Annotated in this window: 17 protein-coding genes and 1 pseudogene; 6 read left to right on the forward strand and 12 right to left on the reverse strand. The window is 58.8% G+C overall.

Translation table 11 applies throughout. The annotated features are described in order from the left end of the window. Positions 1-22: 22 nt before the first annotated feature. The 5 genes from CV023_RS18520 to CV023_RS18540 all read right to left on the reverse strand — a co-directional run bounded on the left by CV023_RS18520 (position 23) and on the right by CV023_RS18540 (position 6,348). Positions 23-2,134, reverse strand: a complete 2,112-nt coding sequence (locus CV023_RS18520; protein WP_230748551.1) for a GmrSD restriction endonuclease domain-containing protein — start codon at positions 2,132-2,134, stop codon at positions 23-25. A 127-nt stretch (positions 2,135-2,261) separates the two neighbouring features. Further along, entirely contained in the window at positions 2,262-3,566 is a 1,305-nt protein-coding gene (locus CV023_RS18525) for an MFS transporter (protein WP_230748552.1), read from the reverse strand. A gap of 10 nt (positions 3,567-3,576) precedes the next feature. Continuing rightward, on the reverse strand, positions 3,577-4,725 hold the full coding sequence (gene dgoD, locus CV023_RS18530) for a galactonate dehydratase (RefSeq protein WP_230748553.1): 1,149 nt from the start codon (positions 4,723-4,725) through the stop codon (positions 3,577-3,579). Positions 4,726-4,760: 35 nt separating this feature from the next. Further along, complete coding sequence (locus tag CV023_RS18535) at positions 4,761-5,375, reverse strand: 2-dehydro-3-deoxy-6-phosphogalactonate aldolase (protein ID WP_230748554.1); 615 nt, start codon at positions 5,373-5,375, stop codon at positions 4,761-4,763. Next, positions 5,368-6,348: a 2-dehydro-3-deoxygalactonokinase gene (locus tag CV023_RS18540; RefSeq protein WP_230748555.1), complete on the reverse strand. Its 981-nt coding sequence runs from the start codon at positions 6,346-6,348 to the stop codon at positions 5,368-5,370. Before CV023_RS18540 ends, CV023_RS18535 begins: the two co-directional genes overlap by 8 nt. Positions 6,349-6,425: 77 nt before the next feature. Here CV023_RS18540 and CV023_RS18545 point away from each other — a divergent pair, with 77 nt between their 5' ends. After that, entirely contained in the window at positions 6,426-7,196 is a 771-nt protein-coding gene (locus CV023_RS18545) for an IclR family transcriptional regulator (protein WP_230748556.1), read from the forward strand. A 129-nt stretch (positions 7,197-7,325) separates the two neighbouring features. Here CV023_RS18545 and CV023_RS18550 read toward each other — a convergent pair whose 3' ends face one another. The 3 genes from CV023_RS18550 to CV023_RS18560 all read right to left on the reverse strand — a co-directional run bounded on the left by CV023_RS18550 (position 7,326) and on the right by CV023_RS18560 (position 11,827). Then, positions 7,326-8,645, reverse strand: coding sequence for a restriction endonuclease (locus CV023_RS18550; protein ID WP_230748557.1), 1,320 nt, complete (start codon positions 8,643-8,645; stop codon positions 7,326-7,328). A 258-nt stretch (positions 8,646-8,903) separates the two neighbouring features. Further along, positions 8,904-9,830 carry a patatin-like phospholipase family protein gene (locus tag CV023_RS18555; protein WP_230748558.1) on the reverse strand — a complete coding sequence of 309 codons (927 nt, stop codon included), beginning with the start codon at positions 9,828-9,830 and terminating at the stop codon, positions 8,904-8,906. After that, entirely contained in the window at positions 9,812-11,827 is a 2,016-nt protein-coding gene (locus tag CV023_RS18560) for an ABC1 kinase family protein (protein WP_230748559.1), read from the reverse strand. Before CV023_RS18560 ends, CV023_RS18555 begins: the two co-directional genes overlap by 19 nt. A gap of 388 nt (positions 11,828-12,215) precedes the next feature. Here CV023_RS18560 and CV023_RS18565 point away from each other — a divergent pair, with 388 nt between their 5' ends. The 3 genes and pseudogenes from CV023_RS18565 to CV023_RS18575 all read left to right on the forward strand — a co-directional run bounded on the left by CV023_RS18565 (position 12,216) and on the right by CV023_RS18575 (position 17,732). Next, positions 12,216-14,123, forward strand: a complete 1,908-nt coding sequence (locus CV023_RS18565) for an ATP-dependent nuclease (protein ID WP_230748560.1) — start codon at positions 12,216-12,218, stop codon at positions 14,121-14,123. Next, positions 14,120-15,844: a UvrD-helicase domain-containing protein gene (locus tag CV023_RS18570; protein ID WP_230748561.1), complete on the forward strand. Its 1,725-nt coding sequence runs from the start codon at positions 14,120-14,122 to the stop codon at positions 15,842-15,844. Before CV023_RS18565 ends, CV023_RS18570 begins: the two co-directional genes overlap by 4 nt. Before the next feature lie 459 nt (positions 15,845-16,303). Next, positions 16,304-17,732: pseudogene (locus tag CV023_RS18575) on the forward strand (integrase core domain-containing protein). 332 nt (positions 17,733-18,064) lie between these two features. Here the strand turns inward: CV023_RS18575 and dctP are convergent. The 4 genes from dctP to CV023_RS18595 form a co-directional block, all read right to left on the reverse strand. Next, complete coding sequence (gene dctP / locus CV023_RS18580; RefSeq protein WP_230748562.1) at positions 18,065-19,342, reverse strand: TRAP transporter substrate-binding protein DctP; 1,278 nt, start codon at positions 19,340-19,342, stop codon at positions 18,065-18,067. A 141-nt stretch (positions 19,343-19,483) separates the two neighbouring features. After that, the gene (locus CV023_RS18585) at positions 19,484-21,079 is read right to left on the reverse strand and encodes a TRAP transporter large permease (RefSeq protein ID WP_230748563.1); all 1,596 of its coding nucleotides are present in this window, start codon (positions 21,077-21,079) and stop codon (positions 19,484-19,486) included. Beyond that, on the reverse strand, positions 21,076-21,570 hold the full coding sequence (locus CV023_RS18590; RefSeq protein WP_230748564.1) for a TRAP transporter small permease: 495 nt from the start codon (positions 21,568-21,570) through the stop codon (positions 21,076-21,078). The genes CV023_RS18585 and CV023_RS18590 overlap by 4 nt, the downstream gene beginning before the upstream one ends. Beyond that, the gene (locus CV023_RS18595; RefSeq protein ID WP_230748565.1) at positions 21,570-22,508 is read right to left on the reverse strand and encodes a LysR family transcriptional regulator; all 939 of its coding nucleotides are present in this window, start codon (positions 22,506-22,508) and stop codon (positions 21,570-21,572) included. The genes CV023_RS18590 and CV023_RS18595 overlap by 1 nt, the downstream gene beginning before the upstream one ends. 110 nt (positions 22,509-22,618) lie before the next feature. Between CV023_RS18595 and CV023_RS18600 the strand changes: the two genes are divergently transcribed. After that, positions 22,619-23,332, forward strand: a complete 714-nt coding sequence (locus tag CV023_RS18600; protein ID WP_230748566.1) for an aspartate/glutamate racemase family protein — start codon at positions 22,619-22,621, stop codon at positions 23,330-23,332. A 108-nt stretch (positions 23,333-23,440) separates the two neighbouring features. Further along, positions 23,441-23,623, forward strand: coding sequence for a hypothetical protein (locus CV023_RS18605; protein WP_230748567.1), 183 nt, complete (start codon positions 23,441-23,443; stop codon positions 23,621-23,623). Positions 23,624-23,738 lie beyond the last annotated feature (115 nt).

Genomic DNA, 23,738 nt, shown 5'->3' on the forward strand with positions numbered 1-23,738 from the left:
TAGAGAGGCCCAGAGAATGTTCTCAGTCCGCCGCCTCGAGTGGAGCCAAATTCTGGAACTCGGCACGTACATCCATCAGCCTGCGCCCGTCACTCACCGCCCAGAAATACCACCCGTTAGTGGCCTTCTTCCGCAGCGCATATCCGGCAGCCGACGGAGTGCCAAACTTCTTTCCATCAAGCTCGATCGACCCGTCTGACGTCAACGTTGCGTTCTTGCCGCGAAAATCACGGTGAGTAGCTGTAAGTACCTCGCCTGGTTTCAGGTTGCCCGCCTCTATGAGGTGCTTTAGTTCGATCCAGTCCCCTGCCTTTGTCTGCGGGTCAACCACTTGCCCCAGGTGGCCCTCCGGAACTGGCCACACTGCAAGTAGGATATCGATCAACTCTTCTGTCCTCTGATCGATCAACGCTTCGTCCCAGTCATGACCTTCAGTCCTGCTGACCACTCTTCCCGTCAGGCTGATGGTGTTGTGGTTCAGCAACGCTGCACGCTTTGCAGACCACGGCCCGTTTGACACTTTCGAGTTGAGCGACTGTGTGAGCAGAGTCAGGTTGCCCAGACGATGGACTCTTACCTGCCGTTCTTCCTCGTCTTCAGCTGACTCCACCGGCCAATTTTCCTGCCAAGCTCGGGGAAGAATGTGTTCGATCGGGTAGTTCTTTCTCTCAATCTGCGGTTGTCTTGTCTCTTGCCGGAGCCGATCTTCAGCGGCTTCAAGGAACATCCTGAGCCGGCGACGAGGGAATCTTGTGTACGCGGATTCTGTACTCAAACTGTTTCGCACTTCGTCATCACCCGGCCAGTAAGTACTTGTAACGTTGAGGCGAGTCAGGTGGCCAATGATTCGATCGTGCAGATCCTCGTCCGGAGCATCCTCATTGGCGGCGATAATATCAGCGACGATGCGTCCAAGGTCACTGTTCGACAGCCGAAGAATCTGCCGGCGATACAACCAGCTTTCTGCCGCTTGAACAATTCGGCCAAGTTCCTCGTCAGACAGAGTTCGGCCTGGAGCGTGCAACCAGATGACCAGGGGTTTCAAGGCTTCGACTCCGCTTGCGTCCATTCGGTAGAAAGCCATTGACGCCGGTCGGAGACTCCCGCCTTCGCTCTTCGCATGCAACGTCCAGTCCTCGTATTGAACTGCCTGAGCCTTGATGTCCGCCAAGAGGTCCTGCATCACTCTGCCGGACTCCTGCTCGACCCAAGACTTGAATCGAGAGAAGGTGGATTGCGGACCGATGTCCTCTCCAGTAGCCGCCACTAGCCACTGATTGAGAAAGAGCGAACTGCGGCTGACCAAATTCCTACCGACGCTGACCTGCTTCATCCAGAACTTAGATTCAAAAGGCCAGTCCTCGTGATAAGCGCGCTTTGTGTCTGCGCCTTCTTGATCAAGTCGCTGAAATACGAAGTTCCTGATCAGGTCTGCCGCAGTCAGTGGCGTGCCGCGAGCATTCAGCGTTTCGAAGATCTCTTGAGAGTTTTCTGCAGCATCTAATTCGATGGACACAAATTGCAGCCCGTCTAACAAGACGCTGGTCAGCTCTTCAGCCCTGTCTTGAAAACCACGGGACTCTGGTTCCCCGAGCCACCGCTCTATGACTGTGGTGAAGTACCGATGGGCGGCAACGATTTGGGAGTCTTGGTTCTGCAGGGCTGAATAGTCAACTGGCGGTTCCGCGGTCATGACTTCGCTAAACGGCAGTCCGTCCTTGTTTAGATGCTGCAATTTGAGTCGGCTTGTGCCCGCCTCAACATAACGTTCTGAATTATGTGTCAAGTCATCCAGCTGTCCCGCCAATCTCAGTTCATCAGCGTTCTCGAGCAACGCGCAGACTGCATCAGCCATAATCTGCAATGTGGTCAGCCTTTGTTGGCCGTCGATGACGTTCCAGGCAATCAGCCTCCGGCTCTGCACCTCTTGGGCCTGGAGGACTACTGCGCCAAAGAAGTGCGTGGCCTCGCGGTGCGGCTCCGCGATTCGGATCTCTGCAACGCGTCGGATGTCGTTCCACAACGGTTCCCACTGTTCTGTTTCCTGCCAGACATACGGCCGTTGGAACAAAGGAATGATGAAGTGCTGAGGAAGGTTGAACAACTGCATCGGCGTCCGTTTGAATGTCTCCATTTTCCCAAGATACCCGACAGGAAATTCGAACGGTTCAACAGCATGATCTGATTGAGTCCGGCACAGAACAACGGGGTGGATCAGCCCAGATAAAACTAGCTGGCCCACCCCGTTGATCACTCATACCTCACTCCTCTACGCGCTCAACTTTCCCAACGAGGAACACGTACGACAGCACGCCGACGATCGTGACTGCAGCCATGTAGACGAACGCCGGAGCGAAGTCGATGTCGGTGACGAGGAAGCCTATGACGATCGGGGTGGCGATCGACGCGAGGTTGCCGATGAAGTTGAACATGCCTCCGGTCAGGCCCAAGAGTCGCTCAGGTGCCAGAGAAGAGACTAGCGACCACGTGATCGAAGCGAAGCCGTTGCCGAAGAACGCGATCGACATGAACACGATGACCCACGCCGAGGAATCCGTGTAGTTCGCGCCGAGCATGAACACGGTCATCGCCAGGCCGATGATGATCGGCAGCTTCCGAGCCATCCCCAGCGACAGTCCCCGCTTGACCATGAGGTCAGAGACCGCGCCGGAGAGCAGAACACCGACCAGAGCCGCAATAAACGGCAACGATGCCATGAAACCCGACTCGATGTAGTCCATACCGCGATAGTCGACGAGGTAAGTCGGGAACCAAGTAAGGAAGAACCACAGCGTCGACGTCAGACAGAACTGGCCGAGGTAGATGCCCCACAGCTTCCGCCTTGTCAACACGACCTTGACGTCGGACCATTTGAGCTTCGGTTTCGCTTCCTTCTTCACGCCGGTTTCGACGTCAACGAGTCCACCGCCCGAAGCGATGAGGTCGATTTCGGCCTGGTTGACGCCAGCCTTGTCGCGGGGCTCCCGGTAGACGAACCACCAGATCCCGGCCCAAATGATGCCGACGACACCGGTGAGGATGAACACCCAATGCCAAGTCAGCACTGTCTGCAGCCACGACAACACCGGGGTCAGCAGCGCGAGCCCGATGAACTGACCGGACGTGTAGAAAGCGATGACGCGGCCGCGTTCACGCTCTGGGAACCATGCGGTCGCGACCTTGTTGTTGATGGGGTAGGCGGGTGCTTCGAACCCGCCGACCATGAGTCGCAGGATGATGAGCGCGATGAAGCCGCCGGACATTCCCATGAACAAAGTGGCCAGCGACCACAGCACGAGGCAGGAGGCGTAGAGGACTCGCGGTCGGACTCGGTCGACGAGCCACCCACCGGGCAGCTGCATCGCAGCGTAGGTCCATCCGAATGCCGAGAGCAGCAGACCCTGCTGGCCCGTGGTGAGATCGAATTCCTGAGACAGTGCCGGCATCGCAATGGACAGGTTTGCCCGGTCCATGTAGTTGATGACGACGGTAACGAAGAGCAGAACCGCGATGATGTAGCGGATTCGGGTCGGTTTGGTGACCGTGAGGTTGTCGAGCTTCGTCATTCGTCTCTCCTCACCATTCCGCGAACGAGCCGTCGGTGTGACGCCAGATCGGATTGCGCCACCGGTGTCCTTCGGCCGCGCGTTCGATGACGTAGTCCTCATTGACCTCGATGCCCAGACCCGGCCCGGATGGGATCGCGATCATGCCGTTCTCGTAGTTGAACACGGAGGCGTCAGTGACATAGTCGAGCAGGTCGTTGCTCGTGTTGTAGTGGATGCCCAGGCTCTGTTCCTGGATGAACGCGTTGTAGCTGCCGGCGTCGACCTGCAGGCAGGCGGCGAGCGCGATCGGCCCCAACGGGCAATGCAAGGCAAGCGCGACATCGTAGGCCTCGGCCATCATCGCAATCTTCCGCGTCTCGGTTATGCCACCAGCGTGGGAGACATCAGGCTGGATGATGTCCACGGCACCGGACGCAATCACCTCCCGGAAGTCCCACCGTGAGAACAGCCGCTCCCCCAGAGCGATCGGCGTCGGTGTATTCGCCATGACGTCGCGCAGTGATCCGAAGTGCTCGGACAGCACTGGTTCTTCGATGAAGAGAAGCCGGTACGGTTCGAGCTCTTTGATGAGGACCTTCGCCATCGGTTTGTGCACGCGACCGTGGAAATCGATGCCGATGCCGAAGTCAGCACCCGTGGCCTCACGGACCGCCTGGACATTTTGGATGACCCGGTCGACCTTGGTGTAGGAATCGATGAACTGCAGCTCCTCGGTCGCGTTCATCTTCACGGCAGTGAAGCCGCGGTTCTTCGTCTCGAGTGCAGCCGCCGCCGTATCGCCGGGACGGTCACCGCCGATCCACGAATAGGTGCGGATCCGATCGCGGACCTTTCCGCCGAGCAACTGATGAACCGGCTGGCCAAGCACTTTACCCTTGATGTCCCACAGCGCCTGATCGATGCCGGAAATCGCACTCATGAGAATCGGCCCGCCACGGTAGAAGCCACCGCGGTACATGATCGTCCACAAGTCTTCGATGTTCGCGGGGTCCTTACCGATGAGCAGGTCGGATAGCTCATCGACGGCGGCGGCCACGGTGGCGGCCTTGCCCTCGATGATCGGCTCACCCCAACCGACGATCCCCTCGTCGGTTTCGATCTTGAGGAAGAGCCACCTCGGCGGCACGGTAAACGTCGTCATCGACGTGATCTTCATTGTTCTTGCCTTTCGTTCGGTGATCGTCGTTGATGTCAGAAGGATTGAGCCCACGCCGAGGCGATCGCCTGGGCCCGGGTGCGGACGTCGTCGGGGCGGTCGCCTCGGCGATAGAGGGAAGAACCAAGGCCGAGGCCGGCTGCGCCAGCCTTTCGCCAGTCGGCTGCGTTGTCGGCACCGACTCCCCCGACGGGGAAGAGTTCGGTGCCGCTGGGAAGAACTTCGCGCCAAGCTTTCATTCCGATGATCCCCACCGCCGAGGATGGGAAGAGCTTGACGTTCGTAGCGCCGGCTTTGACTCCGGCGAACGCTTCGGTCGGGGTCGCTGCACCTGGGTATGGGGTGAGTCCAAGCTCGAGTGCGGTCGTGATGACGTCGCGATCGGTGTCGGGGGCGACGATGATGCGGGCCCCGGCCTGTTGGCACTCGTGGACCTGGTCGGCGGTGAGCACCGTGCCGGCGCCGATCTCCAGTGTGTCTCCGAACTTCTCGACCAGCGCTGTAATCGAGGCGAGTGGGTCGGGCGAGTTGAGTGGCACCTCGATGGCGGAGAAACCTGCGTCGACGATGCCTTCGGCGATGTCGAGGACTTCGTCGGAGCGGACCCCGCGGAGGATGGCGATGAGGCCGGCGGGAACTGAGTCAGGCATGGGAGTTCTCCTTAATCGGCACGAGGCCGGAGAGTTCAGCGATGCGGAAGAGTCCGGTGGCGGCCGCGCGTGGATCCGCGACGACAGTTTCCCGGCCCAGTCGGTTGAGTGCGCGTGAGTAGCGTTGGGTGAGGTTCGTCGATCCGCAAACGATGACCTGTGCGGAAGATTCGGTGTTCAGTGTCAGCTGGCTGGCCACCTCGGCCCCGATGAGCATTCCTGATAGGTAGTCATTGACCTCATCGGCGAGCAGGCGCCCGTCGAGGGCCCAGGTACGAGCGGAGAAGAGCGACGAAGTGAGGGCGGCGGGGTCGTCAGAACCGACCTGCACTCCCGAGTCGAAGACTTCGTGGTGGAAGTCATCGGTGGGTTCGGCCAGGCGGGCGAGGATCGACGAGGTGCTCAACAAGCCGAAGATTTCTCCGCTCATCGAGGTGGAGAAGTCGGTGACGCGAGTTCCTTCGCTGGTCACCCACTTGGTGTGAGTCCCAGGAAGGACCACCGTCCGCTGTTCTGTGCATTCGGGAGTGAGCAGTCCGAGCAGCTGGGTCTCTTCACCGCGGATGACATCCGGGGCGCTGGCCTCGCTCGCGGTCTTCTGCAAGCCGGGGACGATGCGGAGGTCGCCTGTGTCGAGTTCGACCGTTGTGAGGTGCTTGCCGAGGTCTCCCAAATCGGTCGGCAGTTCCAGGTAGCCCGCCTTGGCGATTCCTTGGGTTGAACCGATCATGCCGCTGGCCAGGACCGGGAGTTGACCGAAGTCTGCGAGCCAGTCACCGATCGTGGATTGCGCGATGCGGGAGAAGTCGCTGCGCGGGTCGGTGGAGTCCGGGCCGACGGCCATGATCCCGTCCGGTCCGTTGCGTTCGGCGAGGATTTCTCCGCCGTTGCCGATGAGGAACGCTCGCAGTGAGCTTGTCCCCCAGTCGAGGCCGATCATCTGCGGGGCCTCGGGTGGTGCCAGTTGTGCCATAGAAGTCACTATGGGGGAGTCGTTCCACCTTGTGCCACCGGTGTCCCTATATGTGGGATTAGTGACATACTGGTGGAATGACCGAGAACCTTGCCACACGTTCGAGTGAACCCATCCCCCAGGGCACGCAGACCCTGGCGAGAGGACTGCAGGTCATCAGCGCCGTGGCACATGGCTCGACGACTTTGAAAGCCGTAGTCGATACGACGGGTCTCGGCAGGTCGAGTGCGCACCGCATGATTCAGCTGTTGGTGCAGATGGGCTATCTGCGTCATGGGTCGCCTGGGGAATTTCGGCTGGGACCCACTCTCATCGAGTTTGGCTTCACCGCGCTCAACCAGGACCCACTGCCGGTGGTCGCCAGGGAGAATCTGGAGGCACTGGCCGAACGGACGCAGGACACCATTCATCTCTCGGTCGAAGATGGGGAGTCGGTGCTCTACCTCCACAAGATTCCGGGCACGCGCGGGGCGGAGATGCGATCACGCATCGGACACCGGATGCCAATGACACGCACGGGAGTCGGGAAGGCGCTGCTGCTGGGGCAAGACGATAGGTGGGAGCGGCTGTTTACTGCGGAGAATCCTGAGGCAGAGTCAGCGGCGATGGAATCGTTCGTCAAACGTATGCACGGCTATACGCGCGATGGTGCATCGTTCGACCTGGAAGAGAATGAACCAGGCATTCGGTGCGTGGCTGCACCAATCCGGGACGGCAGCGGGGAGATCGTCGCAGGCATCTCGCTGTCGGCAACGCGTCCGTTCATGCCGAAAGATCGGATGCAGGCGCTGGTTCCGGTGATGAAGTCTGCTGCACGGGAGATATCGGTGAAGTTGGGGTTCAAGTAGCCCTACGCCGGGCGCTTGCATTCCGACGAAGCTACTTGAACCTAATTCAGACCACCAAGCATATAACGCTACAAGCAATTAAATCGAACGGCTCATCCCCACCTCTGAATTAAGAGACGCACGCACTAATCAACTCATCCTGAAGAGCTGTTTGGCCAGCGAAGATCTAGGAATCACGGTCCCGTCAAACTCGAACTCGAAGAGGTGCATGCCTGTCTCTTCGGCCCACTGGATCGCTTGAGCCGAGTACCCTCCCAGCGAGAAAAATAATGCCAACACATCACGATGCGCTGCTATGCCATAAAGCCGTTGAAGCTGCTCGCGAGATGATCGCCTCCCCTCAAGCTTGACCTGCGCAATTGCTTCCGTTGACTCAACGTCGATCCCGCCGTCAGCTCCCAAGCCAGTGGGGACGACGTTCGTGAACCCAGTTGCTTCCATAACTTCTGCTGCATAAATTTCGGCATCGCGAGGAGTCTTAATCAATCGTGGCGACGGAAGCCTCAGCGAACTACCAACATCCGCACCGCCATCTATTTGCATTGGTTCAAATATCTGACGACTACCAGGCATTCTCGTGCCTGGTATCGCAGCATTCAAAATCTCTTCAAACCTGGCGTCTCTGTCTTGCCACTCGCGTAAGTGAGAATCGCCGATCAGGCTACTTCTCCTAATTAAATAATCATAGTCCTGCTCAAGTTCTACCCAGGATTCATAGCTCACCCCAGGGATTCGCAAATTGCAAAATGCCCTATCTAATTGGTTAAAGAAATGGATGGACTCCGCCAAAGATGCACCAGGGAGCTTCCGGTAAGTCGCTGAATTATAGTCAGTGCAATCATTAGTGTTCAGTATATCCAGCATAATTTCAGGCCCCCGGCGCCCTTCGGTTACCAGCGCCACTACTAGCGCAACTACTCGCGTACCAAAGGTAATCAAACAATCGCTGACCACCTGATAATGCGTGGTGGATCCAGACGGACGAAACTGCGGCAACTGGCCGGGACCGCTTGGCGCTTTAATGTGTCCCTCCAGCAACAAGGTCGGCCAGCTCACTATCGAATTGGCTTCGTACTTCTGAAGGAGATCCGATTCCACATCTGAAAACTGGGAATTATCTACGGTGGGCTCGACAAACGCCAACGGCCTAGCTAAAAGTGCACCGCTGAGTGGATCGAGGTCATCCACGTATGCAATTAAATTAAGAGTAGTTTGGATGTCAAACATAAAGCTTTCGGCTTTACGCTCTTTTGAGCCGGCGTCGGGGAACGCCATTACAAACTGGTTGTGCTGATCGATCAGGGCACAGATTGAGGTGTCCCAAGGAAAGACTGGGATCTCCAGGTAGCTATGAATCGCTTCTCGTTGCGCCTTGGTTGGGCGAGACCGCCTGAACAGGTCAGTTTCATCAGATTCTGGCGTCTTGAACCAATCCGATATTGCCATCATTGCTCACTTTCGGTCTCCACCACTGTTGTCTCCCAATGATAGAGGTCAGAGCACAGGCCCATTCGTATTCTGTCAACATGTCAGACAACAATTCCCATGAGCTGTCACCCAAGTCGAGTCTCAGTCAAATTCGCATCCGCCGACACCGGGCCAGGCCTGCCGCTCACTAAATCAACACCAGCAAAAACTCGTCCGGAAGCAGCTGTTCCCCGATTGGCCCATTATATTGGATGTCTTGCCCCGCCTCCTGGTCGCTTTCTAACTGAGCCCAACACCAAGAAACTCCCGCATCACCGGAAGCTCCCGCCGAGACTGCGACAGTCCCATCCGGTGAGCAGCTGCGAGCCGCGAGAGATCACGAGTGCTGTTGTCGACTGGCATACGCTCAGGAGCGAAGACGTGGGCCTTCCCCTCCGCTTCGAGTTCGAAGATGCGTTCACGGGTCTCGTTGTAGCGCTTCCAACGAGTCAGCAGCGCATCGGCTAAGGCCGGATGCTTTCTGAAGATGCCGCGAAAGACTGCAGGGAATCTCTGCGGTTCTTTCTTGTAACCACGTTCCTGCGTGAGCACGATGACGAACTTCTCGAAGCCCTCGCGCTGAGCCTGGCTCAACGCGATTCCGCCGTCCTCCCCCATCGCACCATCGACGTACACGCGCCCATCAAGATGTACTGGTGGCATAACAATCGGCATCGTCGATGACGCCTGCACCCGGATCATCAGATCGTCGATGTTCGGGGTGTCCTTCTTCGACCACACCGCCTCGTCACCGGTCTCGGCATCGAACGCGATGACCCGCATGTCGCCGGTGCTTGCCTCGTAGGTATCCCAGTCGAATGGCAGTGCTTCGTCGGGTGCACCTGCTCGCTGGTAGATGTACTCGCCGTGGAACATGCCTTTGCCGCGAGCGAAGTAGCGCCACCCGCCGAATTCTTCTTCCTTGGCGAACTCAACGAACGATCGACGCACTCTCCATTTGTCCTCGGACAGGTAGTTCACTGCGGTGGACGCTCCGGCACTGATGCCAGCGACCCAATCGAACGACAGACCTTCGTTGAGCAAGACAACGGCCATGGCGCTGGTGAGTGAAGCTCGCATCCCACCGCCTTCGAAGATGAGTGCGGTATCGCTGATTCGCGTCGCCTCCACTGGCTCCGTCACTTGGCCTACCCGAGCCCTTCCCATGTCATCCTCTGCCTGAGCGCTGGTGCAAGCACCAACGCCGCAATCACACTACCAGCAAGTAACATCCAGGCGCCGAAGTACGTGAAGAGTTTGAGCTCAGGAGCCAGCGCCGGCCCGAAGTCCGCGGCCATGAGGATCACTCCGCCGAGGATGAGCGCAGTCGAGACGATCACCTGAATGAACTGCTCGACGGTCGAGACAAGCAGATTCTTAATGGTGGATATGTTCAAGCCGCTCGTGCCAACGTCGAGCGTGCCGTCCTGCAGGTGGCCGGCGATGCGGGAGATCTGCCCGGGCAGTTCTGCGATCTGTGGTGCGGTCGCCGCTGCGTAAAGCGTCATCTCGTGTCGGTCGACTCCCAGACCCCCGACCTCGCGCAGCAGCGTTTTCCCGTTCTGAGTCACCAGCGCTAGCAGGTTGAGTTCGGGCACGAGCCGCGTGATCGATCCTTCAAGGGTGCTGATGGCACGGAATGCCGTCGCCACCGAGGCCGGCATAGGGAACCCGAAATCGACAACGAAATCGATGAGCTCGCCAAAGAGCGCCGCCGAAGTCGACCCCGGAGCGCCGTCTCCGTACTTGAGCATGATCTGCCCGATCTCGCGTTGCAGCTCCCGCAGGTTCACCTCGCTCGGTGTGCCGAGCAGCTCGAGGATTGCGGCGGTTGCCGCTTGCGAGTTCTGCGAGTCGAAAGCCATGAGCAGTAAGGCAATTGCCCTGCGGTCGCGTTTATCGATGCGACCGACGGCACCGAAGTCGACGAGGCCGGCACGGCCTGCGCTCGAAACGACGATGTTTCCGGGGTGGAGGTCGGCGTGGAAGATTCCTTTTCCGAGCACCTGGCGGACGACCATGAGGAAGAGGTTCTGGGCGATCTCTCTGCGCGCGATTTCGGAAAGGTTGTCGACCACCTCGGCGCCGTGGGACAGCGGGGAACCCTCGACGAGGTCCATGACGATGACGAACTCGCCGGACAGCTCCTTGTACACGTGCGGAATAAGGACGACGGAATCGGTCTGCGTCGTCGACCGGCCGGTCTCATCGGCGAGACGGAGAGCCTCGATCTGGGCGAGCTCCCCACGGTAGTCGAGCTCGCCCTGCAGGGAATCGACGAAGCTGCGGGCGAGTTTCGCGATGCCGATCTTCTTCGCCCAATCGGTGGTGCGATCGAGACGGTCGGCCAGGGTGAGGACGATGTCGCAGTCTGCCCGGACCTGTTTGCGGATCTTCGGTCGCTGCACCTTGACCGCGACCACGCGACCTTCCCATGTCACGGCTCGGTGGACCTGGGCGACGGAGGCACCGGCGAAGGGTTTCTCGTCGAACTCGGCGAACACCTCGGCGACGGGACGGCCCCATTCGGTCTCAAGTTGGTCTTTCACCTCGGCGAAGGGAACGGGCTTCACTCCGGCCTGGAGGGTGGAGAACTCCTCGACGAATTCGTGCGGGATCATGTCACCGCGGGTGGCGATGAACTGGCCGAGTTTGATGAACGTGACTCCCGAGGCGGCCAGCGCGTCGCGGGTGGTGGCGGCGATCTCTCGGAGGGAGACGCGCAGTGTTGGGATTCGGGGTCGGAGGTATCGAGAGAGGCCGAATTTGATGAGGATCTTCTGGATCTGGGCCAGGCGGTTGACTCGGCGGTACCAGGTGGGGATCTTCGGCGCGTTGCGGATGAGTGAGCTCAGTGTGCCCGAGGGCATGATGAGTTCGATCGCGAGGAGGACGAACATCTGGATGACGATGAACCAGGCGAAGAGCAGCAGGAAGACCATGATGGCGGGGAAGCTCATCGACAGGTTCGGGTATTGGTCGGATTCGGAGATGCCGAGGAGTTTGTATGCCTGGAGGGTGATGGGCCAGATGGAGAGGCCCATGATGAGGGAGACGATGGTGTTGCGGGCGGCTCCGGTGCCGGTGAGCATCATCCGCCGGACGAGGAATCCGACGATCAGCGCGCTGAGGACGCCCAGTCCGATGGTGTAGAGGATCGTCACCCGTCAGCCCTTCCGTCGATTGATACGCTTCTGCGACCAGCATAATTGAACAACCGCTATGACTCTGAGAAATCGTCAGACTCAAGGAGCGCTGCGACCTGAGCGCATGTACCACATCTGGTGAAATAGTTCCGCCGTCTGAGACCAGTACCTATGTGCAGCCTATGTTGACACTTGAAGTCTCAGCTAAGCACAGACCCAGTTCACCAAAGCCTACGGTGCCATTTGGATCTTCGATGACGTTTGTCAGGAAATACTACGAAAGATGATTGGACTGAGTGCTACGACCGAGGATGTCACTGCATAATTATCTCTAAAGGCCATAATCCGAAAGCCGCCAGGCATCTACACCGCTGGCCGGTGAGATCCACACATCATGAGGGGTCGAATGCGAGTCAGCAGATTACAGATCAAGAACTTTCGAGGGATATCCGAAGGGCGGGTGGACTTCAACGGCAACGCTTTATTGGTAGCGGGCAACAGCGTAGGAAAGTCCACAGTATGTGAGGCTCTGGATCTTGTCCTCGGACCAGAACGAATGCTGCGCCGTCCCATCATTGACGAATATGACTTCTTCGGTGCCAAGTATCAACCGGACACCGAAAATACACCTCAGATTGAGATCGAGGTAGTCCTCGTCGACCTCGATGCCGCTGCCGAAGTACGATTCGGGGATCATCTACGCAAGTGGTCCGAGACCGACCGAGATTTTGCTGACCACAGCGTTAATTTTGTCGATAACGCTGATCAGCATCCCTGGTGTCTTCCTCTACTGTTCCTTGGTAGATTCGATCCGGAGGAGGACGATTTCGAAGGGAACACCTTTTTCGCCCACCCTGCTCCGATTATTGACGACCTTTCAGAAGATACCGACTTGCTCGGTCAGACCCGACGCCGCTTCAGCCGCGAAGACAAACGTTACTGCGGCTATTTATACCTCCGCACAACCCGTACTGGCACCCGCGCACTGAGCTTCCAACGTGGTTCATTGCTCGACACAATTGTCCGCCTCGAAGACCAGGCGACCGGCGAGCTCTGGGAACGTGCCCGTATGTCGCTCACAGATCTCAATCTGCTCGACGAGTCCAAACTGGACGTCGTCCTAGATGAGGTACGCCAACGTGTCAGTCGTTTCATGGCACTCGGTGGTAGCGAGGTCGGACTTCACCTTTCAGACCTCACCAGAGAGTCCATCCGTGAAACTCTCCGGGTCTTCGTTACTGCTTCTCCGGGCGAGCACGCCGTTCCATTTAACCGACTCAGCACGGGCTCTCTAAATCTTCTCGTTTTTGCTCTGCTGACTTACATTGCAGAGTTGAAAGGCGACGAATCGGTCATATTTGCGATGGAAGAACCCGAAATTGCATTACCTCCACACTCGCAGCGTCGCCTGGTGGACTTTGTAACCAGCCGAATGGGACAGGCCATAGTAACTTCCCACTCCCCGTATGTCATCGAACGCTTCTCAACCGAGAATATTCTTATGCTCACACGTAGCGACGACGGCGTACTCACCAGCGATCAATTTAACGTCGACGGACTCATGAAGCCCAAGAAGATTCGTGAGGAACGCCGACAGTTTGCTGAGGCCATCCTGGCACGAGGAGTCCTAGTGGTCGAGGGTGGCACTGAGGCCTCAGTCATCCCCGTTGTAGCCGATATCTTGGACGCCGATCCGAGCGTTGAGTATACACACCTCGATCTCGCAGGTGTCAGCATTTACGATGCCAAGAGTGACGGTTTAGTTCCAGGATTCGCCCCAGTGTTCAAGTCCCTTGGAAAGCGTTGCTATGGACTCCATGACGCCCCGAATAGCCCGTTTCCGACAAACGCTGTCGCTAACGCGGAGCAGTTCGATGAGTACCTGGAAATTCCCCATAAGAGCATCGAGAAGCTTCTGATTGCGGAGATGCCCGAAAGACCTAAACGATCATTTTTAATTCGCGCCGAGGCGCTTCCCGACTATCCGTCCGATGCAGGCTACCTGTCTCCGGGGGCTGATGCAGCTTCGGTAGATGCACTGGTGGAAAGCGTACTCGTCAAACGAAAGGGAGCCTACAACGGCTACGCTGCGATGCTCGTCGCTGAGGCCAAAAACGCCAGTGAGCTTCCCTCGTCGTACGTTCAGTTTTTACATGCCATCGACGCTGACATGGCAAGTATTGGCACAAAAGGCACCAACAACTCAAGAGGAGGAGGTCTTCAGAGCCCTGCGTCAGAAGGAATGGACAAGCCTACTCCGGAGACCCTTACAGGGCCGGAAGAGGATCAGTCCCCCGGCATCGCAACGCCATGAGCGATATCAAGCTCGATGAGCGCCGCGAAGAGATCCTGGCTACAAGTGGTCATATTATGATCGAGGGTGGTCCAGGCTGCGGCAAGACTACGATCGCGCTACTAAAGGCTGCGCGCTATCACTCGACTCTCAGTCCTGACCAGCGAATCCTGTTTCTAAGCTTCTCGCGCGCTGCAGTTCGGCAAGTTACCCATCGTATGAAAACGACCTTGAGTTCCGCACAGCGAACCGCAATTGAAGTTAGAACTTTTCATGCCTTTTTTCTTAACCTTGTTCGCAGTCACGGACGACTACTCACAGGCGAACCAGCACGCTTCATCACACCCGAACGTGAAGCGATCATTCGGGCAGACTTCAAAGGCGATGATGTTGATTGGAGGACAGAGAAACGACGTCTCGCCACCGAGGAGTCCCTCTACGTCTTCGATACCCTAGCACCCACTCTTGCCGATCTCCTTGAACGCAGTAACGATCTGCGCGCCCTATATAGTCGGCGGTATCCCATCATCGTGGTCGACGAGTTCCAGGATACAAATACTGATCAGTGGCGAGTCGTGCGAGCGCTTAGCGCGATGAGTACGATCGTCTGCCTAGCCGACCCCGACCAACGCATTTTCGATCATCTCGATGGTGTCGACGAGCATCGTCTAGAAGTTGCCAAAAGCATTCTTCAGCCAACAACCTTTGATCTATCGTCCGACAATCATCGAAGTCCTGCGTCCGGGATCCTCGAATACGCGAACGCGATTCTACGCAATACCCCGACTGAGGCACCGACCGACGTCAAGTTCCTTTGGTACCGCTATGAAAGCCCGGAAGGGTTGACGCACCTCGCCACGCAGAAGGCGATCGGATTGCTTTCACCGCATCTGGAAAACCCACCGACAATCGCCATTCTTACGCGTGTCAACACGTTCGCGAGTCGAATTTCGGAAAATCTCACAACACAACAAGAGTTTAATCGTGAGGCACTTGTCCCTATCGATCACATTCTGTACTGGGATCCCGAACTCGCAGCAGCTTCCGCACTCGTCGTCGCAAGTATCTTGGAATGGCCTACTCTCTCGGCTCAGGATGCGGTTACCAGTACTCTCAGCTGCATCGCTGACTACTATCGCGTCAAGCTCGGGCTCGGCACGGCCGGTGCCCGGTCAAAGATCAACACGATTGAACGGTCCGTCAAGGCTGTCCGCGCCGGCAAGAAGGTGGCCTCCAAAACAGCCAAGGTCCTACTAGAGCTAGCGAAGACGCCACCGCCGCTATCTGGCAGAAGCGTTGTGGACTGGCAAACGGCTAAGAATGGCCTGAAGGGTAGTGCTGAGCTCGATGAATTGGCTAACAAAGTACGTCTTATACGCATGCTCAATGCCACAGACGCCGTCGCATGGGCATTGTCGGACACCTGGAATGGCACAACTGGCTATGTTGGCGCGATCGACGCAGTCCGAATCGCCCTGGCCGCGGAATCGGTGAATGTTCAGCAAAATGAGCAAGTTCCGGTTCATGTGATGACGATGCACAAGTCCAAAGGTAAAGAGTACGACGCTGTGGTCATCGTTGAGGATCGACATGGCCGACCACTTATCGATCCAAAACCGGGTTCGAAAGCGCAAGAGGCTGATCGTCGCCTTCTAAGAGTTGCGGTTACTAGAGCCCGACACCTCGTCGTTCTAATTAGACCAAATGGTTCAATATCTCTCACACCGCCGCTAAATTCATAAAATCACCAAATACATTTGTTGACCGCACTATCGAAGTGCATCTTCGATCTCTCACGACTAGTCGACAGTCTGAAGACACAACGCTGTCGTCAATAGGTTTTCCCTTAGCGATTCGTTCCGGTCGGAACCTGTGTATCTTCTGAGCGGCTCGACGTTGATCTGCCACAGACAGTTACTACAATTCGAGATGGCTTCGGTCAAATCATTGGAGTCATATATGTCTCGAACTCAACGGCGCAAACCGGTTGTAAGGAAGCGGCATTCGGTAGCACCTGTGGACTGAACCGATGTGTAACCTCGCAACATCGTGGACACTGAACCTCACCACTTCAGGGACACCCCATCTCAGAGCTTTGTATGTCCTGTCTCAACACATCGTGGACACACGATCTCATGACATCGGAGACACTATGTCTCATGACTTCGTGGACACTGGCAGCGTCGTGGTAGCCGGAGAGAATGACGAATTCTCTGACACCCCAGATCCGAGCAGCCATCATCAACTACGACCCGACGCAGCCGAACGCGCTGTCCGTCACCGAGTTCTGCCGCGCCCACAAAGTCTCACGTAGTGCCTTCTATAAGATCCGCACCCGCAGCCAACAAGAATCAACCGCGGCGCTGCATCCCCGGTCGCGTGCTCCGAAACAACCCGCCCGGCGATACGGTCGCCAGGTCGTCAATGAACTCGCCCGAATCCGCAAGCAACTCAAAGCCGACGGATGGGACTATGGCCCCCGCACGATCTACTACGAGGCCGCAATCTCCGAGACGTTCCCGGCCACGACGATCCCGTCGCCGGCGACGATCGCCCGCCTACTGGCCAGTGTCGGCCACGTCGATGACTCACCGAAGAAGCGCCCCAAATCGTCCTACATCCCTTTCGTCAGCGCCACCGCAATGTCGTTATGGCAACTTGATGCCTTCGAATACGACCTGACTGATGGTCAGACGGTGACGATCTATCAGCTCCTCGAAGACTCCACCCGGTTCGACGTCGGCACGACCGCTCATATTCGTGCTGAGAACAGTACGGACGCCAAATCGGTGCTCGCTGACGCGATCGCTATTCATGGTGCCCCGCAGGAGGTCCTATCGGACAATTCCTCGGCGTTCAACCAACTTCGGCAGGGCACGATCGGAGCCGTGGAAGTGTTCTTCGCCTCTCATGGAACAATGCCCATCAGCGGCTTGCCAGGCAAGCCGACGACGCAGGGCAAGAACGAACGCTCCCACCAGACACTAGTGCGTTTCCTCGACGCGAACCGGGCCGCAACGGTCGAGCAGCTGCGGCAGGTTATTCGGCGTTTCCGTGATCAGTACAACTCGCGTCGGCCGCACCAGTCGCTCAACGATGCCACGCCGACTCAAGCATGGAACCTCGTCGAGCACACTCCGGCCACCGAACCGATTCCGATGGCTGTTCTTGAGGCGAAAGCACGAGAATATCTACAGGCCCGTTTGCAGCAGCAGAATCAGCTCAACCGCGCTGGGCTGCCGATCACGAAGAATGGACATGTCCTCCCGGACACCGCTTCGGATAGGCAGCGTTCTGATCAGTCGGTCGTAACCGTCACGCGAGCGAACCGGCAAGTGTACTATCACGGCTATCACGTGTCGCTGCCGTCGACTTTTGCTGACCGGCAGTTTTATCGCACGATCACCGATCAGACATTCTTGCTCCCGGACATGGGCACCGGTGAGATTGTGTTCTCCTTCCCCGTGCCGATGGTCGCTCTCGGCGTACGAGGACGCTTCATTTCTTCCTATGCGATGTGGAGTCCAGGTCGCGAATCCGACGAAGCAATGGCGCATAAAATACGAACAGTATGTTGAAGAGTTCGCCGCGCGTGGTGAGGATATGCCCGACGTATTCATGCTCCGGTAGATGAACTCGATTCCGGATCCGCTCCCTCCTTAGCGGAGGGAGCGGTAGTTGTGTACAAAGCTCTGAGATCGGTTGTCCCTGAAGTGGTGAGGTTCAGTGTCCACGATGTTGCGAGGTTACACACCACTTCTCTACACAGGTGCTACCGAACTCCACTTCCGTAAAACCGATGATCGAACTGAGACAGGTGGGCAACTGGATGCTTAAGCGCCAACCACCGTATGTGCAAAATCAGCGTAAGATCCACCCAAGAATGGCACGTCGGACGAAGGCATTCGATCTGGATCCGCTGACTCTCGATTTGTTGGCCGTACCTGTGAGTGCTACTCAGATCACTCCGGCCGATGCTCGGCCATGACCTTCTCGAACAGCTCGTCGCCGAGCTTGTTGTACGAAGCATCCTCCGGGTACCACTCGTCGAGTGAAGCGTAGTCGCCCTTGTCGTCGTAGCCCAGCTCAGACATGGACTTCGCCCACTCCGAACCAGCGGAGCCCAGCGTCTTCGGCGCATCGGTGACTCCCGCCTTCTCAGCGGTCTTGTCCGACAGCGTCTTCGCGTACTTAGCCATCTGCTTCTGTACGTCATCATCAAACGGCTGAACTGAACCGTCGTTGTCCTTCGCTTGCTCGACGGCCTGCGCCTTGGCTCCGATGACGACCTCCATCATCGTGCTAAACGTTGTCGACATCGAGTCGAAGATGACCTGCTGATAGGCAACCGGCAACTCCGAATACTTCTTACCCGCCGTGATCGCACCGGCCGAACGAGCAATGCCCGCGTCCGAGGCCACACCGATGTTTGAGGCCACCTCGAAGGTGCCGGCCTCGACGTTCGGCGCGAGCTGGCCGAGGTCGCAGTCGACGGTTCCGCGCTGCAGCGCCTCATAGGTCTCCGGGAACGACAGCGACACGGGGGTTGCACCCAGGTCGGTCACCTGCTTGCCAGCAGCGGCCGAACCGACGCGCACCTGCTTGCCCTTCCAGTCATCCAGCGAGGTCATCGGCTTCGAGCACATGGTCGAATATCCACCTGCGGCAAGCATCGGGATGAGTGGGACGAGGTTCTTCTTCTCGAACTCCTCGAGCACCTCGGGCGTCTCCCACGCCGCCTGGACGCCGGCCGCATTCGCCGCCAGATCACTGGCCACCGGCGAGGACGGCAGCGTCGACATGGCCGTGCCGATCGCGTCGAAGGCCGGGTATTCGGCCGGGGTGTACGACGGCAGAGTGAACGCAAGGTCGACGCGGCCATCGGCCAGGGCGTCGTCGACGTCTTCGTAGCTGGCGATCGCCTGGCCCCACACGATATCCACGGTGATCTTCCCGCCCGAGCGCTCCTCGATGGCCTTCTTCACGTCGAGGCCGTTGGGTGCGAGGATCGACTTCTCCGACATCGCCGAAGGCTGGAACTTGATCGTCACCGGGTCCAGGTCGGCCAGAGCCTCATCGATCTCGTCCTGCGAGGCGTCATAGGCGAAGCCCTCCCCCGCAGAGTCGCCCGAACCCGATCCGTCACCGCCGACGGATCCGGCGCATCCGGCCAACAGTGCCAGCGATGCGACCGCCGCAATTGCCTGAGCGGGGCGAGCAGCCGTGCGGATGCGCTTCATGGGACTCCTTTGAACGAAGGCTGAGAATTCCCTCCAATCATATGCCTGAATGAGGTGACCCTAACCATGAGTCCGCTCACACCGCGCGGCAGCCACTCCAATGTCCCGGTGCACGGGTGGGCGGGGCCGCCTCGGCGAGGTTTATCCGGACATTCCCCCGCTGGTGCGGCTTATGAGGTCGGGCAGCCATTCGGTCATTCCGGGCATGGCGACCATGAGGATGAGGAAGATGACGACGACGGGCAGGAACCAGAGCAGGGAGATGAAGATGTCGCGCAGTGTGACCGTGGCACCGAGGTTGACCTCGGGGTTCTTCGCGATCGAGTGGACGATGTAGGGGATGATGCCGACCGGCGGGGTGACCATGGCGAACTCGCCGAGGAGGACGACGAAGACCCCGAACCACAGCGGGCTCACGCCCATCGTCTCGAGGGTGGGCAGGAGGATCGGGATAGTCAGCAGCATCATCGACAGGGTGTCGAAGAACATGCCCATGACGATGTAGAGGACGATGAGGACGAGCAGGAATCCGATCCGCGACAGCCCGAGGTCCGTGATGAGGCCGGTGAGGATGGGGGCGAGTCCGGTGATGGCGAGCAGGCTGGTGAGCATAGTCGCGCCGATCATGATGAAGAAGATCGCCGAGGTGGCCGCCACCGTATCCATAGCCGAATCCGCGATCTTCCGCCACGGTTGTTCGCCCCGTTTCTCCCACAGGCACAGCAGGAGTGAGCAGAGCGCGGCGGCCGCTCCGGCCTCGGTGGGGGTGAAGATGCCGGAGAACATGCCGCCGAAGAGGACGACGAGGATGACGGCGAAGCCCCAGACGCTGGTGAGGGACGTGAAGCGGTCGCGCCAGGTGGTTGTGGGACGGGTGGTGTCCGTTGTTTCTGCTGTGGTCTGGGCGTTGTCGCCGCGGCCGACGAGCTTCGGGACGATGACGCCGATGGCGAAGATGAAGGCGGCGAAACACACGGCGAGCAGGATTCCGGGGACGGCTCCGGCCATGAGGGCGGGACCGACGGGGACGGAGGCGATGCCGGCGTAGACGACCATGAGGATCGAAGGTGGGATGAGATTGCCGGTCATGCCGGAGACCATGATCGTGCCGACGGCCATGCGGCGGTCGTAGCCGGCTTTGAGCATTTCGGGGATGCCGGCTCGGCCCAGGGCGTAGGTCATGCCGATGGTCGAGCCGGTGACGGCGGAGAGTCCCGCCCCGGCGAAGGTGGTGCCGATGCCGATGCCTCCGGGCAGCCAGGAGAACCAGTGGTCGGCGACGCGGTAGATCTTGCCGGAGAGTCCGGATTGGGTGAGCAGCATGCCCATGAAGATGAACATGGGGAGCACGCTCATCGACCAGTCCGAGACGGCGCTGAACGGTGCGGTGGAGAGGATGTTCATCGTCGCCGGGATGCCGGACACGGCGTAGACGCCGATGATCGACGGAACGGATAAGGCAATGGCCACCGGGACGGAAAGGAAAAGGAGGACGAGCATCATGCCGATGCACCAGGCTCCCCCGATCGCTGCGCTCGGACTGGTGAAGAGGCCGACGAGGCAGAAGGCAACAAGTCCGAAGCCGATGGTCAGGGCGAGTGTGCCGGGGCGTTCGCGACGGGAGCCATTCGGGAAGAGAGCCGTGGTGGGTTTCTGGGTGGTGGCGCCGGTGATGCTCGCTGTGCTTGAGTCTTCTGGCGGTAGGGATGCACCGGTGAGGTCGGTATTGGCGTTCACCGCTCCTCCCCTGCCTGGTTGCGGCGGCGGAGGATGGCGATGGCGTCGAGGATGTACAGCACTGCGAGGAGGACGAACACGATCGGCACGAGGTAGTACACGGGCCAGGTGATGACAGCGGAGACGTCGGCGGTCGACCCGATCGCCGTGTTCTCCAGGGCTTTGGTCAGCCCGAACCAGGCGAAGGCGATCGATACAAGGGCGCCGAGGATGCATGCGAAAACAGTGAACACCGCTGCGGTGGCGGGCTTCGCCCGCTCGATTGCCATGGTCACGGTGATGTGTTCCTTCTGCAGCTGCGCGGCCGGGATTCCGAGGAGGGCGACGATGGGCAGATACCAGTATTCGACGATCTCATTGGTGCCATAGAGCGGGGCGTGAAAAATCGACCGGGCCAAGGCGTGGGTGACGATGTGGAGCATCATCACAATGATTGCCGCGGCCGTGGTGAGCGTCAGCCATTTGTCGAGAACTTTGGTGAACGTGCTCATCACGAGTCACCAGCCTGAAGGGCGCCGAGGAGGTCAACTACCTCGGAGGCGTCCGCCAGTCCGTCGGGGATCATTGCGGTGACTCGACGCGCGCCGGCCTCTTGAAGGGCGATGGGGTCGATGCCTGGAATTTGGGAGTAGCGGCGGGCGCTGCGAGGGAGCAGTGCAACGCCGAGTCCGTTGGAGACCAGGGATTGGATGGCGCCGGGGTTGTCCGTGATATGCCGGGTGCGGGGTTCGAAGCCGGCGGTGCGGCAGAGGCGTTCGGCGGTGGATCGGCAGCGCACGCATCCCATGATCCACGGCAGTTCGGCAACATCGTTAAGGTGTTGGATCTGCCCGGCGCGGTTCCAGCGTTCGGGCACGAGCAGGTCGAGGCGATCGGCACCGAGATCGACGGTCGAATGTCCGGCCAGCTCAGGCGGGACTTCGTCTTCATGATGGAAGAGAAAGGCGATGTCGATGGCACCCTCGTCGAGCAGGCGAAGTGCTTCAGGCGGTTCGGCCTCGGAGACTTCGTATGAGTGGTGAAGCGGTGAGTCTGTCTGCGTGCCCGCGTTTGCCTCTAACCGGCCGAGCGCCGCGGCCAGCGGTCCGATGACGAAGCTGGGAAATCCTGCGAGGCGGACATTGCGTCCGCCGAGGCCGAACGCTTTCGCAAGGTCGCTGCGCAGTCCCGTCACCGAGGCGGCCACCTCGTTGGCGCGAATGCGAGCAAGCTGGCCGGCAGTGGTCAAACGAATACCGCGTGGAGTGCGGTCGAAGAGGGTGACACCGAGGTCTTTCTCCAGTGCGTTCATGTGTTGGGACAGTGCTGGTTGAGACCAGCCGAGGACGCGTGCGGCGGCACCGATGCTGCCGGATTCGGCGATGGCGCCGAAGATGAGGAGGCGTTTGGGCTCGCCAAGGTCGAGAGCCTGTTCGAAGACTGTAGCCATAAGTCCAGCTTATGTCAGAGCAGAGGGAAGTAGGTCTACCGGAGGCAGATGATGCGCACCACACTGGAAGTAGTCGCCATGAAGTCGCCGCGGAATTGAGGAGTTGGAGTATGCGCAGGATCGGTCTGCTGGGTGGAATGAGCTGGCATTCGAGCATCGAGTACTACACGAAAATCAATGATGCAGTAGCCAAGCAGCTCGGCGGTCATCATTCCGCACAGATCCTGCTCGACTCGTGCGACTTCGCAGATATCCGAGAGCTGCAGGAGGCCAACGATTGGGCGGGCAGTGATGCGTCGCTCGTCTCGACGGCGCAGCGTTTGGTCGATGGCGGCGCCGAGGCTGTCGCGATTGCCACGAATCTCATGCACAAGTGTGCCCCAGCGATCGAGGCGCAGGTCGATGTGCCCCTCATCCACATGGTCGATTCGATCGCTACGATGGCGAAGCGCCGGGGCTATTCGACGCTGGCCGTTCTGGGCACGCGATGGACAATGCTCGAGGACTTCTACACGGGCCGACTCGAGGCGCAGGGCATCAAGACTCTGGTTCCCGATGAGGCAACGTGCCTCGAGGTCGATCAGATCATCTGGGACGAACTCACCCAAGGAGTCTTCACGGACGAGTCGCGTGCCCGGTACGTCGAAATCATGAACGACCTCAAGGCTCGCGGAGCCGAGGCGGTGACTCTGTCGTGCACCGAAATTGGTCTACTAGTCCCCCCGGAGACCGCTCCCCTGCCGGCCATAGACTCAGTCGACGCGCACGTCGCCGCAATCGTGGAGTGGATGATGGCTGAGGAACCTGCACTAGTTCAGGCGTGATTGCTGCCTGGGTCTGACTTGTCGTCCAAGTCGACTTTCCTGAAAGCTCTCCAACCAATGATGCTCTATGGGTTACCGCGGAGAGACTGTCCGAACTACAGTCAGCTCATGACAACTCAGATCCCGCCGAGAGTGGGAATCGATCGGTGGGGCCCACTTCTGATCGTCTTCGGCGTCTGGTTCGTTGCTTTCTTCATCTTCATTATCACGTGGCTGCTGGCGTCCGATACCGTCGTCGGCAATCCGTGTCAAGGTGCGGGTTTCGGCTGCTTTGAAACCGGCTCATCGTAAACGAGAGTGTAGAACCGGTCTGAAACCACCGGACTCGAGTAAGCACCTCGCGATGTAATGCGTGAGGTTGCGGAACCCGAGGGCTGATCCCCGAAGGTGTTCGAGCCTGCCATTG

It is taken from the genome of Brevibacterium sp. CCUG 69071 (genome assembly GCF_021023135.1).
Taxonomy (GTDB): domain Bacteria; phylum Actinomycetota; class Actinomycetes; order Actinomycetales; family Brevibacteriaceae; genus Brevibacterium.